Source organism: Mesorhizobium jarvisii (assembly GCF_003601985.1).
Taxonomy (GTDB): Bacteria; Pseudomonadota; Alphaproteobacteria; order Rhizobiales; family Rhizobiaceae; genus Mesorhizobium; species Mesorhizobium jarvisii.
On the sequence record NZ_QZXA01000006.1, the window covers coordinates 399,463 to 417,235 of the forward strand.

The 17,773-nt window shown below is 64.8% G+C and carries 18 protein-coding genes; 7 read left to right on the top strand and 11 right to left on the bottom strand.

Features of this window, described 5'->3' with window-relative positions; translation table 11 throughout:
* Positions 1 to 4: 4 nt before the first annotated feature.
* The 4 genes from D3242_RS17925 to D3242_RS17940 are packed head-to-tail and all read right to left on the bottom strand — an operon-like array spanning position 5 to position 2,399.
* Positions 5 to 430 carry a DUF1178 family protein gene (locus D3242_RS17925; RefSeq protein ID WP_032931815.1) on the bottom strand — a complete coding sequence of 142 codons (426 nt, stop codon included), beginning with the start codon at positions 428 to 430 and terminating at the stop codon, positions 5 to 7.
* Positions 427 to 1,293 (bottom strand): carbon-nitrogen hydrolase family protein, encoded by an 867-nt coding sequence (locus D3242_RS17930; RefSeq protein ID WP_081295916.1) that lies wholly within the window; start codon positions 1,291 to 1,293, stop codon positions 427 to 429. Before D3242_RS17930 ends, D3242_RS17925 begins: the two co-directional genes overlap by 4 nt.
* 10 nt (positions 1,294 to 1,303) lie before the next feature.
* Positions 1,304 to 1,573: a glutaredoxin 3 gene (gene grxC / locus D3242_RS17935; RefSeq protein ID WP_064980984.1), complete on the bottom strand. Its 270-nt coding sequence runs from the start codon at positions 1,571 to 1,573 to the stop codon at positions 1,304 to 1,306.
* Between the two features lie 25 nt (positions 1,574 to 1,598).
* Positions 1,599 to 2,399 (bottom strand): ComF family protein, encoded by an 801-nt coding sequence (locus tag D3242_RS17940; RefSeq protein ID WP_064980986.1) that lies wholly within the window; start codon positions 2,397 to 2,399, stop codon positions 1,599 to 1,601.
* 65 nt (positions 2,400 to 2,464) lie between these two features.
* Between D3242_RS17940 and D3242_RS17945 the strand changes: the two genes are divergently transcribed.
* Complete coding sequence (locus D3242_RS17945; RefSeq protein WP_027047423.1) at positions 2,465 to 3,337, top strand: methyltransferase domain-containing protein; 873 nt, start codon at positions 2,465 to 2,467, stop codon at positions 3,335 to 3,337.
* A gap of 24 nt (positions 3,338 to 3,361) precedes the next feature.
* Here the strand turns inward: D3242_RS17945 and D3242_RS17950 are convergent, their stop codons facing one another.
* The 5 genes from D3242_RS17950 to argJ all read right to left on the bottom strand — a co-directional run bounded on the left by D3242_RS17950 (position 3,362) and on the right by argJ (position 6,620).
* The gene (locus tag D3242_RS17950; protein ID WP_019861361.1) at positions 3,362 to 3,541 is read right to left on the bottom strand and encodes a Flp family type IVb pilin; all 180 of its coding nucleotides are present in this window, start codon (positions 3,539 to 3,541) and stop codon (positions 3,362 to 3,364) included.
* A gap of 108 nt (positions 3,542 to 3,649) precedes the next feature.
* Positions 3,650 to 3,967 (bottom strand): hypothetical protein, encoded by a 318-nt coding sequence (locus D3242_RS17955; protein ID WP_064980988.1) that lies wholly within the window; start codon positions 3,965 to 3,967, stop codon positions 3,650 to 3,652.
* Positions 3,968 to 4,165: 198 nt separating this feature from the next.
* On the bottom strand, positions 4,166 to 4,588 hold the full coding sequence (locus D3242_RS17960) for a (deoxy)nucleoside triphosphate pyrophosphohydrolase (RefSeq protein WP_064980990.1): 423 nt from the start codon (positions 4,586 to 4,588) through the stop codon (positions 4,166 to 4,168).
* Between the two features lie 8 nt (positions 4,589 to 4,596).
* On the bottom strand, positions 4,597 to 5,349 hold the full coding sequence (locus D3242_RS17965; protein ID WP_019861363.1) for a GNAT family N-acetyltransferase: 753 nt from the start codon (positions 5,347 to 5,349) through the stop codon (positions 4,597 to 4,599).
* Between the two features lie 29 nt (positions 5,350 to 5,378).
* The gene (gene argJ / locus D3242_RS17970; protein WP_019861364.1) at positions 5,379 to 6,620 is read right to left on the bottom strand and encodes a bifunctional glutamate N-acetyltransferase/amino-acid acetyltransferase ArgJ; all 1,242 of its coding nucleotides are present in this window, start codon (positions 6,618 to 6,620) and stop codon (positions 5,379 to 5,381) included.
* A 167-nt stretch (positions 6,621 to 6,787) separates the two neighbouring features.
* Between argJ and D3242_RS17975 the strand changes: the two genes are divergently transcribed.
* Positions 6,788 to 8,023: a caspase family protein gene (locus D3242_RS17975; protein ID WP_064981687.1), complete on the top strand. Its 1,236-nt coding sequence runs from the start codon at positions 6,788 to 6,790 to the stop codon at positions 8,021 to 8,023.
* 21 nt (positions 8,024 to 8,044) lie between these two features.
* On the opposite strand, the gene D3242_RS17980 is transcribed toward D3242_RS17975, so the two are convergent.
* Positions 8,045 to 9,262: an MFS transporter gene (locus D3242_RS17980; RefSeq protein ID WP_064980992.1), complete on the bottom strand. Its 1,218-nt coding sequence runs from the start codon at positions 9,260 to 9,262 to the stop codon at positions 8,045 to 8,047.
* Between the two features lie 263 nt (positions 9,263 to 9,525).
* On the opposite strand from D3242_RS17980, the gene D3242_RS17985 reads away from it, so the two are divergent.
* Positions 9,526 to 10,125: a TetR/AcrR family transcriptional regulator gene (locus tag D3242_RS17985; RefSeq protein ID WP_064981689.1), complete on the top strand. Its 600-nt coding sequence runs from the start codon at positions 9,526 to 9,528 to the stop codon at positions 10,123 to 10,125.
* Between the two features lie 67 nt (positions 10,126 to 10,192).
* On the opposite strand, the gene D3242_RS17990 is transcribed toward D3242_RS17985, so the two are convergent.
* Positions 10,193 to 11,104 (bottom strand): peptidylprolyl isomerase, encoded by a 912-nt coding sequence (locus D3242_RS17990; RefSeq protein WP_019861368.1) that lies wholly within the window; start codon positions 11,102 to 11,104, stop codon positions 10,193 to 10,195.
* A gap of 262 nt (positions 11,105 to 11,366) precedes the next feature.
* On the opposite strand from D3242_RS17990, the gene secA reads away from it, so the two are divergent.
* The 4 genes from secA to D3242_RS18010 all read left to right on the top strand — a co-directional run bounded on the left by secA (position 11,367) and on the right by D3242_RS18010 (position 17,762).
* Positions 11,367 to 14,099 (top strand): preprotein translocase subunit SecA, encoded by a 2,733-nt coding sequence (gene secA, locus D3242_RS17995; RefSeq protein ID WP_019861369.1) that lies wholly within the window; start codon positions 11,367 to 11,369, stop codon positions 14,097 to 14,099.
* Positions 14,100 to 14,217: 118 nt separating this feature from the next.
* Positions 14,218 to 15,618, top strand: a complete 1,401-nt coding sequence (locus tag D3242_RS18000) for an oligosaccharide flippase family protein (protein ID WP_064980993.1) — start codon at positions 14,218 to 14,220, stop codon at positions 15,616 to 15,618.
* On the top strand, positions 15,618 to 16,898 hold the full coding sequence (locus tag D3242_RS18005; protein ID WP_064980995.1) for a GNAT family N-acetyltransferase: 1,281 nt from the start codon (positions 15,618 to 15,620) through the stop codon (positions 16,896 to 16,898). The genes D3242_RS18000 and D3242_RS18005 overlap by 1 nt, the downstream gene beginning before the upstream one ends.
* A gap of 3 nt (positions 16,899 to 16,901) precedes the next feature.
* Positions 16,902 to 17,762, top strand: coding sequence for a creatininase family protein (locus D3242_RS18010; RefSeq protein WP_019861373.1), 861 nt, complete (start codon positions 16,902 to 16,904; stop codon positions 17,760 to 17,762).
* The last annotated feature ends 11 nt before the right edge of the window (positions 17,763 to 17,773 follow it).

Genomic DNA, 17,773 nt, shown 5'->3' on the forward strand with positions numbered 1-17,773 from the left:
ACGTTCAGTTGCGGTCGTCGGGAAACACCGGGATCGGCATGAAATCGACGCCATCCTCGGCCAGCCCCTTGGCCTCTTCCAACGTCGCCTCGCCATAGATGCCGCGCGGGTCGGTCTCGCCGAAATGGATTTTTCGCGCTTCCTCGGCGAACTTGTCGCCGACATAGTCGGCATTCTCGCGCACCTTCTCGGCCATCGCCTTGAGTTGCGCCAGGGCCTGCTTCTGCGCCTCGCCCATGGCGAGCGCTATGGTCTCCTGCTTGCGGGCCGTGGAAACGGCGGGCGCCATCAGGGCCTTCTCTACCTTGTGCGAGCCGCAGCTCGGGCAATCGACAAAGCCGCGCTTCTTCTGGGTGTCGAAATCGTCATTGCTGCGGAACCAGCCCTCGAACTCGTGCTCGTTTTCGCAGATCAGGGAAAAGCGGATCAAGAGGCAGCACCCCTGAGACGCGGCGCGTCCACCGCGCCGGCATTGATGGTGAAATCCCGCGCATTCTTCAAATTGGGGATCTTCTTGCGCGCCGCAAGCGACTGCGCCGGGTCGATCTCGGCGACGATCACCGCAGGCTCGTCATGCGCGGCTTCGGCGATGATGCGGCCCCACGGGTCGACGATCAGCGAATGGCCATAGGTTTCGCGGCCGTCCTCATGCAGGCCGCCTTGTGCGGCGGCGACGACAAAGGCGCCGTTCTCGATGGCACGGGCCCTGAGCAGTACATGCCAGTGCGCCTCGCCGGTCTGTCGGGTGAAGGCGGCGGGCACGGTCAAAACATCGGCGCCGGCCAGCGCCTCGGTCCGGAACAGCTGCGGGAAACGCAGGTCGTAGCAGACCGCAAAACCAAGCTTGGCGCCCGCAACCTCGGTCACTACGGCTTCGGTGCCGGGTTCGTAGGCGGCGGATTCGCGCCAGCTTTCGCCATTGTCGAGATCGACGTCGAACATGTGGATCTTGTCATAGGTGGCGAGCGTCGCGCCGTCCGGACCAAACAACAGCGCCCGGTTGGCGAGCTTGCCGTCGGCGCGCAGGATGGCGGTGGAGCCGATATGCAGGAAGACGCCGAGTTCGCGCGCCAATCCACGTGCGGTCGCAACGATGATGTCCTTGTCCTCGGAGGTGAAGGAGGCGGCACGCGCCTGCTTGTCGCGGATCAGCGCCCCGGTCATTTCCGGCGTCTGGATATAGGTCGCGCCCTGCCCGGCCGCTTCACGCACCAGCCGTTCGAGATCGACCGCATTGCGCTCGGGGCTTTCGCCGGAACGCATCTGGACCGCCGCAGCCTTGAAAACACCCATCATCATACCCTCAAATCGTCGCGCCGTTGGCGAGCAGCCTGTCCAGCCGGCCTTCGGCCTCCAGCTCGTGGAGCTCGTCGCAGCCGCCGACATGCGTGTTGCCGATGAAAATCTGCGGAAAGGTCGTGCGGCCGTGCGCGCGCGAGATCATCTCCTGGCGCAATTCCGGCGAAAACGAAGCGTCATGCTCGGTATAGGCGACGCCCTTGCGCTCCAGCAGCCGCTTGGCCGCCGTGCAGTAGCCGCACATCATACGCGTATAGATCGTGACATCGACCATGATGCATTCCGCTTTCGTTGCCGACTTATATAGTCACGGACTCGTCCGCCCGGAAGTCCCCCGGCAACACGCGCGCGAAGGTCAGCACGTCAACGGTGGCGGCACCGCCCCTTTTCAGCGCCTTGGTGGCCGCGCGCACGGTGGCGCCCGTGGTGTAGACGTCATCGATCAGAAGCACCCTGCGGCCGGCGATCTGGATCTCTGCCTCGGCCGGCACGCGGAAAGCGGCCCGCACATTCTCCTCGCGCTCCTGCCGCTCGAGCCCGACCTGCTGGCGAGTGAGTTTCACCCGCTGCATGGCGGAAGGCGCAAAAGACAGGCCGCTGAGCTCGCAGACCGCGCGCGCCAGTTCCGCCGACTGGTTGAAGCGCCGCCGGAAGAAACGCCGCCAGTGCAGCGGCACCGGCACCACCACATCGGCTTCCGCGATGAGATCGGCGCCGGCGCGCACCATCCAGCGCGCCATCCAAGGTGCCAGATCGGTGCGATCCTGGTATTTCAGCCCTTGCACCATCTGGCGGGCGACGCCGGAATAGGCGACGGCTGCCCGCGCCCGCTCGAAGGGCGGCGGATCGGCGATCGCCTCGGCCGACAGAAAACCCTCGCCCATATGGTGGGTGAACGGCGTGCCCATAACCGGGCACCAGGGCCGTTCCAAGAGCCGCAGCTTCGGCCAGCAGGCGCCGCACAGCACGCCCGGCTGCGAGACATGCCGGCGGCAGCCGGCACAGACCGGCGGAAACAGGATGCGCGCCGGCCAGCCGAAGGCCGATCGGGCGAGGTTCCTGATCCCGATGGACTTGATCTCTGGCGTCGGATCGGCCACGTGGTTGGTTCTCCGCACCGAGTGTACCAAGTATATCAGGGCGTGGACAAACAAGGATCCACCCGTTGCAGCCTATTATGGATACCTCTTTGTGGCTGGCGCACAAGCGGCGCGCGCTAAGCCATCCGGTCGACGGTGCCGATTTCCTGATGAACCGCGCCGCCGAGGACCTTGCCGACCGGCTGGGCGCCGTCGAGCGCCGGTTCGGCAAGGCGGCGGTGCTGTTCTGCCAGACGTCGGCCGCAGCCGATGTGCTCGCCGCGAGCGGCAAGGTGGCGGATATCGTCCGCGTCGAGACGGACACGGTTTTCCTGACGGGTGCCGCCGGCATGGTCGCACCACTGGAAACCGTGCCCTTCGAACCGGCAAGCCTCGATCTGGCGGTGTCGCTTCTGTCGCTGCAGGCGATGAACGACATTCCCGGCATGCTGATCCAGATCCGCCGCGCGCTTCGGCCGGACGGGCTCTTTCTCGGTGCCTTCGCCGGCGCCGGCACGCTCGGCGAGCTGCGTGAGAGCCTGCTTGCGGCCGAGACCGAGCTTTACGGCGGCGCCAGCCCGCGCGTCATCCCCTTCACCGACGTGCGCGACGCCGGTGCGCTGCTGCAGCGCGCCGGTCTTGCCCTGCCGGTCGCCGATGTCGAGACCGTGACGGTGCGCTATGCCGATTTGTTTGCCTTGATGGCCGATCTGCGCGCCATGGGCGAAACCAGCGCCCTCACCGATCGCGGCCGGCGGCCGGGCACACGCAGACTGTTTTCGCGTGCCGCGGAAATCTATGCCGAGCGGTTTTCCGACGCCGACGGCCGGATCCGGGCAAGTTTCTCGATGGTCTGGATGTCCGGCTGGGCGCCCGATGCATCGCAGCAGAAACCGCTGAAGCCGGGTTCAGCCAAAGTCTCGCTGAAGACGATACTGGAGGCTCCCGACGGGCAATGATCGGGTCAGCCGCGGACAGCCCGATCAGGGTGCGAACGCGTTCGCAAGCCGGCTGCTATTGTTGCTGAACAGCCAGGTGATGGAGTTGAACACCTGACTGATGCCGGCGACGATGGTCAGCGACAACACAGCTATGATCAAGCCATATTCGACCGCCGTGGCGCCGGTTTCGTCTTTCAGAAAATGCAGCAGCACTGGTTTCATCACCTCGATCCCCTCGCCAAGGACCTTACCGCCGACCTGTTAAGAAAGGTTAACGGCAAAGCCTTAACAGGCGGTGAAACCGCCACCATCTTGCAAATTCCAACCATGTCAGCAGTCGCCGCTGGTTCTGCCATCGGAGCCGATGATGCAGACCGAACCGGGCTGCGCCTGCAGCACGCTGCGGCGCACCGTATAGGTGGTTCGATGGTTGATCGAGCCGGTGGCCGTCATGTCGAGACCACCGGGAAAATCATCGCGCGCCGATTGCGAGCGCGTCTGGCTGTCGAGGAAAGGGGTCGCGATCAGCGCCAGCGCCACCGCGGCCGAGCCGAACAGCAGTGTCACGCGCAGGATGCCCATGCCCGCATCTGCGGCACGAAAGCCGCGGTCGGGCCGGATCGAATCCCAATCCCTGTCCAGGCTCATCCTATCGCTCCCCAGCCAATCCGCGACGCAGCCGCGACGACACGGCCATGCATCAATTTTTCATGATGAGATAAATCTTCTATTAACGCTGGCTGATATGGGCCGTGGCCGCTCCTCAGAGCAATTCCAGGAAAAATGTGAAGCGGCTTTCCCGGGGCGCGGAGCGCTTTCCCTTGGGAATTGCGTCAAAACAAATCCTCAGAGCAGATCGATCAGGAACGGAATCAGCGGCGCGTCGGCCGGCGGCATCGGATAGTCACGCATCTGCTTTGGCCGCACCCATTTCAGCGCCTGCCCTTCCCGGGGCTGGGCGATGCCACGGAAGCGGCGGCAGACGAACAGCGGCATCAACAGATGGAAGTCGTCATAGGAATGGCTGGCGAAGGTAAGCGGCGCCAGGCACGGGATTTCGGTCTCGATGCCGATCTCCTCATGCAATTCACGGATGATGCATTGTTCCGGCGTCTCGCCGTGCTCGACCTTGCCGCCGGGAAATTCCCACAGGCCCGCAAGCTGCTTGCCCTCGGGCCGCTGCGCAAGCAGCACGCGGCCGTCGGTATCGACCAGCGCGCAGGCCGCGACCAGGAGCAGGCGCTTGCCGGTATTGGCCGGATCATTCATGCCCGACGTCACTCATGCCCGGGCGGCCGGCGATAATGGTAGCGATAGACTTCCTCGAAGCCGAGCGACCGATAGAGCGCCAGCGCCGGCACATTGCCGGCCTCGACCTGCAGCCAGGCCTCCCGCGCGCCGCGCAGCCGCGCCCATTTCAGCGCCGACCGGATCAGGTTGCGGCCATGGCCCTTGTTGCGCGCCGCCTTGTCGGTGGCGACTTCGAACAGGCCGGCGAGATCGCCGTCATGCACGCAAATCAGGGTCGCCAGCGCCTCTGCCCCATCTTCCAGTGCGAACAGCCCGGCCTCTGGCTGGATGGCGCCGATGATCTCCGACAGGCCGGGCCGCAGCGAAACATCCGATCCGCTGACCTTGAGCGACGCGCCGATGAAGCGGCTGATGTCCTTGAGCGGAATCTGGTCCATGGCGGCATCGAGCTGGGCGTCGGCCAGCGGCAGCCGCATGACCAGCGATTCGTCGAATCGACTCCAGCCCTCCTTGTCGAGATGGCCGGCAAGATCGGGACCCGACAGCGGCGACATGCGGAACGTCAGCGGCCTTCCATAGGCGTCGAAACGGCGGCTGGCGCGGCCGATGCGGTCGGCTATGTGCTGGATGTCGCCGGGATCGAGCGGGTTGACCGAATTCAGCCGCTTGGCCGGATGGCCGGCGGTGAGCCGCACCACCCAGGTGCCGTCATAGTGGACGGCGGCCGCCGGCCAGGCGCGAAAGCCGGCCGCCTCGTAGCGGCGCACGATCGCAAGCATGCTTGCCGGATGCCTGGAAGCCAAAACCGTCAGCTCCGATAATCGCCGTTGATGGTGACATATTCCTTGGTGAGGTCGCAGGTCCACACCGTCGCCTTGCCGCGGCCGATGCCGATATCGGCGCGGATGCGGATATCGTCACGCTTCATGTAGGCCGAGGTCTTTTCTTCCGAATAGGCCGGATCGCGCTCGCCTTCATGCGCCAGCCGGTTGTCGCCGAACCAGATCGACAGCCGGTCGCGGTCGGCGGGTTCGCCGGCCTTCCCGACGGCCATGACCACACGGCCCCAATTGGCGTCCTCGCCGGCGACCGCCGTCTTGACCAGCGGCGAATTGGCGATCGACAGCGCGATGCGCTTGGCCGAGCGGGCCGATTTCGCGCCGGTGACGGTGACTTCGACCTGCTTGCGGGCGCCCTCGCCGTCGCGCACCACCTGCAGCGCCAGCGACTTCAGCACCTTGCCGAGCGCCCGGCGGAACTGGCCGAGCCGGGCATCTCTGGGGTCGGTGATCTCGGGCGCGCCGCGCTTGGCGGCCTTGCCGGTGGCGAAGATCAGCAGCGTGTCGCTGGTCGAGGTGTCGCTGTCGACGGTCACCGCGTTGAAGGTCTTGGCCGTGCCGCGCGATAGCAGATCCTGCAGCACGGGGGCCGCGATCGGCGCATCGGTGGCGATGAAGGACAGCATCGTCGCCATGTCGGGGGCGATCATGCCGGCGCCCTTGGAGATGCCGTTGATGGTGACATCGGTATCGCCAAGCTTGACCGTCTGCGTCGCCACTTTCGGATAGGTGTCCGTGGTCATGATGGCCTTCGCCGCCTCGGTCCACAGGTCGGGCTTGCCATCGCTGACCAGCCCGGCGAGCAGATGGCTGAACTTGGTCGTGTCGAGCGGCTCGCCGATGACGCCGGTCGAGGCCAGGAAGACCTCGCCTGCCGTGCAGCCGGCAGCCTTGGCCGCCGCCTCGCCGGTCAGAGCGGTGGATTCGCGGCCCTTCTTGCCGGTGAAGGCGTTGGCATTGCCGGAATTGACGACCAGCACCCGCGCCTTGCCGGCGGCAAGGTTCTGACGGCAGAAATCGACCGGCGCCGAGGGGCATTTCGACCTGGTGAACACGCCGGCGACCGCGGTGCCGGCATCGAACACCATGGCCAGCAGGTCGGTTCGGTTCTTGTACTTTATCCCAGCTTCGGCGGTGGCGATGCGCACCCCTTCAATGACAGGCATCTTGGGGTACTTCTTCGGCGCGAGCGGCGAAATCGTCGTGGACATGGGGACCTCGGGCGGGAAAATCGCAAGGGAAGGCCGGTTTGCCCGATACGGCGCGCGGGCGCAAGGGCGTTTTCGCCGCGCCTGCCGGGGCGGCGGACCACGCTGGATTAAGCCTGCATTTCAAATCTGTTGGCGTCGCCGGGGCCTGTGGCGCTATGATTGCGCCCATGGGCAGGCTTGCGATCCTCGCATGGGCATTTCTGGGACTATTGCTGCTGAGCGCCGACGCTGAGCCGGCGCGTCGCGTGGCGCTTGTCATCGGCAACGGCACCTATGCCGAGGCCGGCACGCTGGCCAATCCGGTCAACGACGCCCTCGACATCGCCGACAAGCTGCGCTCCATCGGTTTCGAGGTCATCGAAGGCAACGACCTCGGCAAGCGCGAGCTCGAACGCAGCATCGGCGAATTCTCCGATGCGCTCGAAGGCGCCGGCGTCGGGCTTTTCTACTATGCCGGCCACGGCCTGCAGGTCGACGGGCGCAACTACATCGTGCCGGTCGACGCCAGGCTCGACATGCCGGTGAAACTGCAGCTCGAAGCCGTGCCGATCGACGAAGTCCTCGACATCATGGAACAGCAGACCAAGGTCAGTCTGGTGTTTCTCGATGCCTGCCGTAACAACCCGTTCGCCCGCAGCCTCAGCCGCACCGCCACCACGCGCTCGGCGACGGCGCTCGCCGGCTTGGCGCAGTTCGATTCGACGCGCGGCTCCTTCATTGCCTTCTCGACGGCGCCGGGCGCGGTCGCCATGGACGGCACCGGGCGCAACTCGCCCTTTGCATCAGCCCTTTTGCGGCACATTGGCGAGCCCGGCCAGAGCATCAACGACATGATGATCGCGGTGCGCCGCGACGTCGTTTCGCAAACCCGCGAAGGCCAGCGCCCCTGGGAGCAGGGCTCGCTGCTCGAACGCTTCGAATTCGTCCCGGGTGAAGGGCCGGCCCCGAAGCCGAAGCCGGCGGCGGAGCCGGCGCCGGCCCCGGCCCCACAGGTCGCGGCGCTGGAGCGTTCCGTGGGCGACGACAAGGCTTCGATCGAACAATTCCTGCGTCGGAACTATCTGACACCGGACACCAGGACGATGGCCGAAACGGTCAAGCGGATCTACGGCGCGTCGGCCACCATTTTCGGCACACGCTACGACGCCGATGCCATCGTCAAGGTGAAGACCGACTGGTTCGCGCAATGGACTTCGTGGTCGCTCGGGCTGGAACCAGGCAGCCTGGAGATCACGCCGCATGGCGAGGACCGCACTGAGGCCACCTTTGCCATGCACTACGACTATGTGCCGAAGGACAAGTCGGCGGCACGGCTGACCGGCAAGGCGCGCGTTACGCTCGGGCTGGTCAAGGCCGAAGAGGGATGGCGCATCGAATCCGAAACCTCGCAGGCGATGCAATGATGCGCTAACCTGGGCGCGAATTCACGCCCTTTGGCGCGACATGAATTCGGTGGCGAAACAGAGCAGTGCCGCAACTGGCAGCGCCAGGCCGATCCAGGACACCAGTGGCCAGCCGCCTTGGGCATACGCCCAACCGCCGACGCCCGAGCCGACTGCGCCGGCAATAAAGAACGTCGCCATGTAGAGCCCGTTCAGGCGGCTGCGATGCGCGGCGCCGAGCGCGAACAGATCCCGATAGCCGAGCACAAGGTTGGTCTGCACGCCGAAGTCGAGCACGATGGCGGCGGCGACCAGCAGCGCCAACGAAAGTGTCGAGCCGCTGGGAGCGATATGGGTTACAAGAAACGCAACGGCGACGCACAGCATGGCAAAGGCTGTCGCCGGGCGGCTCCAGCCGCGGTCGGCGACCCTTCCGGCGAGCGGCGCGGCGATTGCGCCGGCGACGCCGGCCAAAGCGAACAGGCCGATGCCGCGCTGCGTCAAGCCAAAATCGGGTCCAGCCAGCAGCAGCGGCGTCGTCGTCCAGAACAGGCTGAAGGCCGCGAACAGGAATGCCTGGTAGAGAGCCCGCCGCAGCAGCACGGGCGTCGTGCGCGCTATATGCACCATGGACGCCAAAAGCGCGCCGTAGCTCAGACGCGCCGTCGGCATGCGCCTTGGCAGCGCGAACCGCAGAACCACGGTCAGCACGATCATGACAATGCAAGAGGTGAAGTAAACCACATGCCAGGACGACAGCGCGGTGATGAAGGAGGAAAACGGCCGTGACAGCATTATACCCAGCAACAATCCCACTGAGACATTGCCGACCACGCGGCCACGCCTAGCTTCCGGCGCCAGGTGCGCCGCATAGGGGATAAGGGTCTGCACAGCGACCGAGCCAAGACCGACAAACAGCATTGCGGCCAGAAAAGCCGCCGGCTGCGTTGATATCGCCGCACCCAGCAAGGCAAGCGTCGCAACGACGAGTATGCCAAGCACGAGCTTGCGGTTCTCGACGAGGTCGCCAAGCGGCACAATGAACAGCAGGCCCACCCCGTAGCCGATCTGCGCCATCGTAACGATCAGGCCCGCCGCATGCGGCGGCAGGCCAAGTTCAGCGCCGATCGGGCCAATCAATGGCTGCGCGTAGTAGATATTGGCGACAATCAGCCCGCAGGCGGCAGCCAGCAAGAAGGTCATCCAACTCGAAATTGTCGTCTCGGCGGGTGCGGTGCCGGATGCGATAATGGTCGTCATGGGCGATGTCCATCGGAACGAAACGTTTCGTTGAATAGAACGAACCGTTCCGTTTCGTCAAGCGATGATGTATGAGCATCTCTTGGCATCAGCGTATTTTGCGGCCAAATGGCTTCATTTGGCGTCCGCACGAACGCTGCAAGGAAAACGAAGGCTTTGCTCCGGATGGCAGGCATCCGGCTGGCAAAAATACGGGGCGAGGCAATAGTTGCCGGCGGGTTGTCGTTTCGGCCGGCACGCAAGCGCTTCAGGAGGAACGGCTCATGGGCGAAATCGCCGATCCGGCACGCAAATCGATTGGTGCCAGGCGCAATCCCGACAGCGCCGAAGCCATTCTGGAGGCCGCCGAAGCCGTGCTGATCGAGGCCGGCTATGCCGGCTTCTCGATCGAGGCGGTGGCGCGGCGCGCCCGTGCCGGCAAGCCGACCATCTATCGCTGGTGGCCGAGCAAGGCGGCACTGCTGCTCGAGGTCTACCAGCGCCAGAAGCGCGTCGACATTCCTGATACGGGAAGCCTGGAGGAGGATCTCGTCGGCTTCCTGATCAATCTATTCACGCACTGGCTCGAGACATCGTCGGGCAGTGTTTTCAAGTCGCTGATCGCCGAGGCGCAGTCGGATGAAACCGCGGCGACGGCCCTGGCCGGCTATGCCGGAGCGCGCCGCACCCATACCGGCCAGATCATCGAACGCGCCAAGGCGCGGGGCGAGATCGCCAGCGATATCGATGCGGGTGTCGTTGCCGATCTCATCGCTTCCTACGCCTGGCGGCATCTCCTGACCAACCGGCTCGACGAGCCCGAGGCGACGATACGCAAGATGATCCGCTATCTCCTGCAAGGCATAGCGGCATCAGGCAGATAGCGGCGGCCAACAAAAAAGGGCGCGGCAACCCTTGGCTGCCGCGCCCCTTTGAAGAAATCGTCCAGGCTTACTTGCCGGCTTCCATCGTATCGACGGCCTGCTTCAGCTTGGCGTCGGGGATCTCGACCTTGGCGCCGGCGCGCAGCGACTTGACCAGCGCGAAATACTTGTCGCGGATGACCGCCTGCTTGGCCTGGTCCTTGACGTCGTCGAAGGCCGGCGGCTGCTTGGCGCGCTTGTCCTCGAGCTTGATGACATGCCAGCCGAACTGCGTCTGCACCGGCTCCTTGGTGTATTTGCCGACATCGAGCGCGAACGCCGCCTTGTCGAACTCCGGCACCATCTGGCCAGGCCCGAACCAGCCGAGATCGCCGCCATTGGACTTGCCCGAGGGATCGCTGGTGTGCTCGTTGGCGAGCTTCTGGAAATCGCCGCCGCCGTCGAGCTGCTTGATGATCGCCTCGGCCTCTTCCTTGGTCTTCACGAGGATGTGACGGGCATGCACCTCGTTGACCGGCGGCGTGTTGGCGATTTCCTGGTCGTAGCGGGCGCGGATCTCGGCGTCGGTGACCTTGTCGACGACGCCTTTCTCGACCATCTCGCCATGCAGCGCGCGCTGCTGCAGGAAGGCCATGCGGCGCTGGAAGTCGGGATCCTTGTCGAGGCCGTCGGTAACGGCCTTGGCGGCCATGACGCGGATCTCGATGGCGGCCGAAAGGGCAGCCGCGCGGCGCTGTTCGGGCGGCAACTGCGCGAATTGCTGCGACAGCTCGCCTTCGGCAAGCACTAGGTCGGCTTCGGTCAGGGGCTGGCCGTTGACCGTTGCGACAACGGCATTCGGGTCGACCGGCGCCGCAGCGGGTGCGGCCGGGGCAGCAGGAGCGGCCTCCTGCGCCATGACGGGCGACAGGCAAAGAGCCGACAGGCCGAAGGCCAGGCCAAGGCTGGCGAGCGACGCACGGCGGAACAACAAGGGCATAAGGATGACTCCGGTGAAGGATTGTAAGGAGGGGTGGCTTCCAGATCAGCCAGATTGTGGCGGAATTTGGCACGACCGGCAGGGCCAGCGCGGCGTTGACATCAGTTGAGCCCCCTCTTATCTGTCCAACGACTTTGCGTCCAGAACCGTTTTCCGGGCGCTTTTTGTGTTTGCCCGTATTCATGCGGTGCGATCACGCGGATTTGATGGGGCCGGCCGGCGCCCGTCTCAAGATTGAGAATTCTATCGAAAGGACCATTGGATGGTCAGTCTCGGCGGTCTCGCCCGTAAGGTTTTCGGTTCCTCCAACGACCGTCGGGTCAAATCGACCCGGCCCCGTGTCGAGGCGATCAACGCCATGGAAAACGAGATGCGAGCGCTCTCCGACGCCGAACTCGCGGGGCGTACGCAAAAATTCCGCCAGGACATCGCCAATGGCGCCAGCCTTGACGACCTTCTGGTCCCGGCCTTCGCCACCGCGCGCGAGGCGGCACGCCGCGTGCTCGGCATGCGCCCCTTCGACGTCCAGCTGATCGGCGGCATGGTGCTGCACAATGGCGGCATCGCCGAGATGCGCACCGGCGAGGGCAAGACCCTGGTCGCGACACTGCCGGTCTACCTCAACGCGCTCGCCGGCAACGGCGTCCATGTCGTCACCGTCAACGACTATCTCGCCACCCGCGACTCCGAATGGATGGGCCGCGTCTACAAATTCCTCGGCCTCTCGGTCGGCGTCATCGTCCATGGCCTGTCCGACGAGGAGCGCCGCGTCGCCTACGCGTCCGACGTCACCTACGCCACCAACAACGAGCTCGGCTTCGACTATCTGCGCGACAACATGAAGTACGAGCGCGCCCAGATGGTGCAGCGCGGCCACAATTACGCGATCGTCGACGAAGTCGATTCCATCCTGGTCGACGAGGCGCGCACGCCGCTGATCATTTCCGGTCCGCTCGAGGACCGCTCGGAAATGTACAACACCATCGACACCTTCATCATCCAGCTGCAGCCGCAGGATTATGAAATCGACGAGAAGCAGAAGACCTCGATCTTCACCGAGGAAGGCACCGAGAAGCTGGAGAACCTGCTGCGCGATGCCGGCCTGCTGAAGGGCGAGTCGCTCTATGACGTCGAGAACGTCGCCATCGTCCATCATGTCAACAACGCGCTGAAGGCGCACCGGCTGTTCCAGCGCGACAAGGACTACATCGTGCGCAACGGCGAGATCGTCATCATCGACGAGTTCACCGGCCGCATGATGCCCGGCCGCCGCTATTCGGAAGGCCTGCACCAGGCGCTGGAAGCCAAGGAGCATGTGGCGATCCAGCCGGAGAACCAGACGCTCGCCTCCGTCACCTTCCAGAACTATTTCCGCCTCTACAAGAAGCTGTCCGGCATGACCGGCACGGCGCTGACCGAGGCCGAGGAATTCGGCAACATCTACGGGCTCGAAGTCACCGAAATCCCGACCAATCTGCCGGTCATCCGCAAGGACGAGGACGACGAGGTCTACCGGACGGTCGAGGAGAAGTACAAGGCGATCGTCAAGGAGATCCGCGAAGCCAGCGCCAAGGGCCAGCCGACGCTGGTCGGCACCACCTCGATCGAGAAGTCCGAGCAGCTGGCGGACCGCCTGCGCAAGGAAGGTTTCAAGGATTTCGAGGTGCTGAACGCCCGCCACCACGAGCGCGAGGCGGCGATCGTCGCCCAGGCCGGCAAGCCCGGCGCCATCACCATCGCCACCAACATGGCCGGCCGCGGCACCGACATCAAACTCGGCGGCAATGCCGAAATGCGCATTGCCGACGAACTGGGCGACATGCCTGAGGGCCCGGAGCGCGAGGCGCGCGAAAAGGAAATCAACGCCGACGTCGAGCGCCTGAAGGAAAAGGCGCTGGCCGCCGGCGGCCTCTACGTTCTCGCCACCGAGCGCCATGAATCGCGCCGCATCGACAACCAGTTGCGCGGCCGTTCCGGCCGCCAGGGCGACCCCGGCCGTTCGAAATTCTTCCTGTCGCTGCAGGACGATTTGATGCGCATCTTCGGCTCCGAGCGCATGGACGGCATGCTGCAGAAGCTCGGCCTCAAGGAAGACGAGGCGATCATCCATCCCTGGATCAACAAGGCGCTGGAGAAGGCGCAGAAGAAGGTCGAGGCGCGCAACTTCGACATCCGCAAGAACCTGTTGAAATATGACGACGTCTCCAACGACCAGCGCAAGGTGGTGTTCGAACAACGCATCGAGCTGATGGACGGCGAAGGCCTGTCGGAAACCATTGCCGAGATGCGCGAGGGCGTCATCGACGAGATCGTCGCCAAGGCCATCCCCGAAAACGCCTATGCGGAGCAATGGGATGTCGCCGGCCTTAAGGCCGAGGTCGCCGAATTCCTCAATCTCGACCTGCCGGTCGAGGACTGGGCCAAGGAAGAAGGCATCGCCGAGGACGACATCCGCGAGCGCATCACTGCCGCCGCCGATGCCGCCGCCAAGGAGCGCGCCGAGCGCTTCGGCCCCGAAGTAATGAACTATGTCGAGCGCTCCGTGGTGCTGCAGACGCTCGACCATCTGTGGCGCGAGCACATCGTCAATCTCGACCATCTGCGCTCGGTCGTCGGCTTCCGCGGCTACGCGCAGCGTGATCCGCTGCAGGAGTACAAGGGCGAGGCCTTCGAACTGTTCCAGGCGATGCTGGGCAATCTGCGCCAGGCCGTCACCGCGCAGCTGATGCGCGTCGAACTGGTCCGCCAGGCCGCCGAAGCCCCGCCCCCGGAAGCGCCCGACATGTTCGGCACGCATATTGACGGCACCACCGGCGAGAACGATTTCGAAGGCGGCGAGACTGCCCTCCTGGTGCGCCAGGAGCAGAGCGCCGTCGTCGCCCCCGAAGACCGCGACCCGAACAATCAGGCGACCTGGGGCAAGGTCGGCCGCAACGAAGCCTGCCCCTGCGGCTCCGGCAAGAAATACAAGCACTGCCACGGGGCCTTTGCTTAAGGACGCGCTCTTTCCTTCTCCCCGTGAACGGGGCGAAGGAAGCTCACCCAACCGTTTCTTAATGTGTCTCCGCTACACCAACGCCTGAAAAAGAGGCGGAAAACGGAGAGAGATCGGGGTGCGCTTTTCCGCGGCCACGACTGCCGGGCGGTTCTTGCCGCAGCGTTTGGCGCTGCGTGTCGGGCCGTTGCTTGGCCGCATCGACGCCGTGCTGTTCACCGCCGATGAGCGTGGCGAGGCCGGCCGCATGTCGGTCATCGCCTTCTCCATCCGCATCGTCAGCGCCGTCATCGCTTTCATCAGCCAGGTGCTGATGGCGCGCTGGATGGGCTCGTTCGAATACGGCATCTTCGTGCTGGTCTGGGTGACGATGGTCATCGTCGGCAACCTCGCCTGCCTAGGCTTCCACACCTCGGTCATCCGCTTCATCCCCGAATACCGCGAGCGCGGCCTGATGGATGAACTGCGCGGCATCGTCGTGGCCAGCCGGCTGTTCGTGCTGATCGCCTCCACCATCATCGCAGGGCTTGGCGCGCTCGGTGTTTGGCTGGCGGCGCCGTGGATCGAAAACTATTACGTGATCCCGTTCATCCTCGGCGTCATCTGCCTGCCGATGATCGCGCTGTCGGACCTGTTGCAGGGCCAGGCCAGGGCGAACAGCTGGGCGCTTTTCGCCCTGTCGCCGACCTATCTGATACGGCCGGTGCTGATCCTGCTGTTCATGGCGCTGATGCTTTTCGCCGGCTACGCCGCCGATGCCAGGACGGCGATCTTCGCCTCGATCGCCGCCACCTATGTCACCACCCTCGCCCAGTTGATCGGCGTCACGCACCGCATGGAACGGCAGATCCCGGCCGGACCGATGAAGGTGCATTTCGCGCAATGGTTCATCGTCTCGCTGCCGATCTTCCTGGTCGAAAGCTTCTTCTTCCTGCTCACCAATGCCGACGTGCTGATGGTCGGCGCCTATATGGATCCCAACGACGTCGCCGTCTATTTCGCCACGGTCAAGACGCTGGCGCTGGTGCATTTCGTCTATTTCGCCGTCAAGGCCGGTGTCGCCCAGCGCTATGCGCAGTTCACCCATGGCGAGCCGGCGAAGCTTGCCGCCTTTGCACGCGAGACGGTGTCCTGGACCTTCTGGCCTTCGCTGCTGATGGCGCTGCTGGTGCTGGCGCTGGGCAAACCCATGCTGGTGCTGTTCGGCCCCGAATTCACGTCGGGCTATCCGCTGCTGTTCCTGCTCGTCTTCGGCGTCGTGGCGCGCGCCGCCGTCGGTCCCTGCGAAAGCCTGCTCACCATGAGCGGCAACCAGAACATCTGCGCCGCCGTCTATGCCATGACACTGGCCTTCAACATCGGCCTCAACGTGGTGCTGATCCCGCATTTCGGCCTGTGGGGCGCCGCCATGGCCACCGCGTTCGCCATGATCTTCGAGGCCAGCGCGCTGTCTTTCACGGTCTGGCGCAAGCTTGGCATCGTCATGGCCATCTTCGTGCCTGCCAAAGGAGCCGCCTGATGGCCGCCATCCCGTTGCTTGAGGAAACCAGCGGCGGCACCGCCGGCGCCATGGTGTCCGGCCTTGCCGGGCTGGCGCGCGATCCCGATCCCGCCCATATCGAAATCCCCGCCAACAACCGGCCGGAACGCAAGCTTGCCATCTACCCGGCGTCCGCCGGCTTCGACCTGGTCGAGGAGCTGGATTATTTGTGCGCCCGCACGATCGAGCCGAACGTCTTCTTCAACCCGCGCTTCCTGGCGCCGGCCATGCCCCGGCTGGAGGATCGCGAGGTGCGCCTGGCGGTGATCCGCGACGGCGACGAATACCGCAACCGGCTGCGCCTGCTGGTGCCGATCTCGGTGGAACGCCCGGTGGTGCCGCTCGGCGTGCCGGTGATGCGCACCTGGTCGAGCCCGTTCGGTCCGCTCGGCACGCCGCTGATCGACCGCGACGATCCGGTCGGCGTCGTCGAGGATTTCTTCTCGATGCTGTCGCGCCCACACCTCAAGCTGCCGAAAGTCTTCGTGCTGCCCGACATCAGGCTGGATGGTCCCGTGGCGAGCCTGCTCGACACCGTGGCCGAGACGCGCGGCCTGACGCTGATCACGACCGGCCAGACCCCGCGCCCCGTGCTGGAGAGCGAGCTCGACGGCGATGACTATCTGAAGGCTTCGCTGCGCCCGCACCATTATCGCGAGTTCCGCCGCCTGAAGCGGCGCCTTGCCGACCTCGGCAGGCTGGAACATGTGGTGGCGCGCGGCCCCGAGGAGATCCGCCACGCCATCGAGGGCTTCCTGACGCTGGAAGCCTCCGGCTGGAAGGGCCGCGAGCGCACCGCCATGGCGATCGACCGCTTCCGCGCCGCCTTTGCCCGCGAGGCGGTGCACCGGCTGGCCGAACAGGACATGTGCCGCATCCATTCGCTGACGCTCGACGGCCGCTCCATCGCTTGCCTGATCGTCTTCGTCGAGGCCGGCGTCGCCTATACCTGGAAGACGGCCTATGACGAGACGCTGGCCGCCTATTCGCCGGGCACGCTGCTGATGATCGAGGTCACCCGGCAGCATCTCGACGATCCCAACATCATGATGACCGATTCCTGCGCGGTGCCGGATCATCCGGTGATGAGCCGGCTCTGGGCCGAGCGCAAGCCGATCGGCACGCTGGTGATCGGGCTGACGCCGGACGCCGACCGCCTCGCCCGCCAGGCCGCCTCGCAGCTGCATCTCTACCGCGAGACCCGCAACATGGCCCGGCTGCTGCGCAACCGCATGAAGAGCCTGCTGAGACGGCGGTAGCCCATGATCCCGAATCCTCGCAGCCGCCGGTGTCATGCCGAGACCTTCGCCACGCGCGCATGCATTGTCGTCGGCCTTTGGTTTCTGTCTGGTCTTGCCTCGGCGGCCAACGCGGCCAATGCGTCGGTCTTCCTCGAAGACCAGACCTGGACCGAACTTCGCGATCGGATCAGTGCCGGGACGACGACGATCATCGTCCCGATAGGCGGCACCGAGCAAAGCGGTCCTGCCATGGCCTTGGGCAAGCACAATATGCGGGTCAAGTTCCTGGCCGAGAAGATTGCCGGTCAACTCGGCAACGCCTTGGTCGCCCCGGTGATCTCCTATGTCCCGGAAGGGACCATCGACCCGCCGAGCGCACATATGCGATTTCCCGGAACGATTACCATCAGCGACAAGATTTTCGAACAATTGCTCGAATCCGCGGCGCGCAGCTTCAAGCTGCACGGCTTCAAGACCATCGTGCTGATCGGCGACCATGGCGGCTATCAAGTCGACGAGCGTCATGTGGCCGATCGTCTGAATGCCGAATGGAGCAAAGGCCCGGTCCGGGTCTTTGCGGCGCTGCAATACTATCAGGTCACCCAGGGCCCCTATGTCGACAAGCTCCTGTCGGCCGGCGCGAGGCAGTCCGAGATCGGAACCCACGCCGGATTGGCCGACACATCGCTGATGCTCGCCATCGACCCTTCCATGGTGCGCAAGGATCGCCTCGCGGCAGCTCCTAAGCTCGGCGCCGGCGACGGCGTCTATGGTGGCGATCCAACACGATCGTCGGCCGAATTCGGTCAACTCGGCGTCGATCTGATCGTCAGCGGGACGACCGAGGCGATCCGCGAATTCACAAGACAGCAGCCCAAATGATCAAGCCATAT

Bases quoted from the DNA above. Each gene is read 5' to 3' on its own strand.
- D3242_RS18005 (WP_064980995.1), top strand. From the start codon at position 15,618: ATGGCCGCCATCCCGTTGCTTGAGGAAACCAGCGGCGGCACCGCCGGC.
- D3242_RS17955 (WP_064980988.1), bottom strand. From the start codon at position 3,967: ATGAGCCTGGACAGGGATTGGGATTCGATCCGGCCCGACCGCGGCTTT.
- D3242_RS17950 (WP_019861361.1), bottom strand. From the start codon at position 3,541: ATGAAACCAGTGCTGCTGCATTTTCTGAAAGACGAAACCGGCGCCACG.
- secA (WP_019861369.1), top strand. From the start codon at position 11,367: ATGGTCAGTCTCGGCGGTCTCGCCCGTAAGGTTTTCGGTTCCTCCAAC.
- grxC (WP_064980984.1), bottom strand. From the start codon at position 1,573: ATGGTCGATGTCACGATCTATACGCGTATGATGTGCGGCTACTGCACG.
- argJ (WP_019861364.1), bottom strand. From the start codon at position 6,620: ATGTCCACGACGATTTCGCCGCTCGCGCCGAAGAAGTACCCCAAGATG.
- D3242_RS17980 (WP_064980992.1), bottom strand. From the start codon at position 9,262: ATGACGACCATTATCGCATCCGGCACCGCACCCGCCGAGACGACAATT.
- D3242_RS17930 (WP_081295916.1), bottom strand. From the start codon at position 1,293: ATGGGTGTTTTCAAGGCTGCGGCGGTCCAGATGCGTTCCGGCGAAAGC.
- D3242_RS17985 (WP_064981689.1), top strand. From the start codon at position 9,526: ATGGGCGAAATCGCCGATCCGGCACGCAAATCGATTGGTGCCAGGCGC.
- D3242_RS18010 (WP_019861373.1), top strand. From the start codon at position 16,902: ATGATCCCGAATCCTCGCAGCCGCCGGTGTCATGCCGAGACCTTCGCC.
- D3242_RS17975 (WP_064981687.1), top strand. From the start codon at position 6,788: ATGGGCAGGCTTGCGATCCTCGCATGGGCATTTCTGGGACTATTGCTG.
- D3242_RS17990 (WP_019861368.1), bottom strand. From the start codon at position 11,104: ATGCCCTTGTTGTTCCGCCGTGCGTCGCTCGCCAGCCTTGGCCTGGCC.
- D3242_RS17960 (WP_064980990.1), bottom strand. From the start codon at position 4,588: ATGAATGATCCGGCCAATACCGGCAAGCGCCTGCTCCTGGTCGCGGCC.
- D3242_RS17965 (WP_019861363.1), bottom strand. From the start codon at position 5,349: ATGCTTGCGATCGTGCGCCGCTACGAGGCGGCCGGCTTTCGCGCCTGG.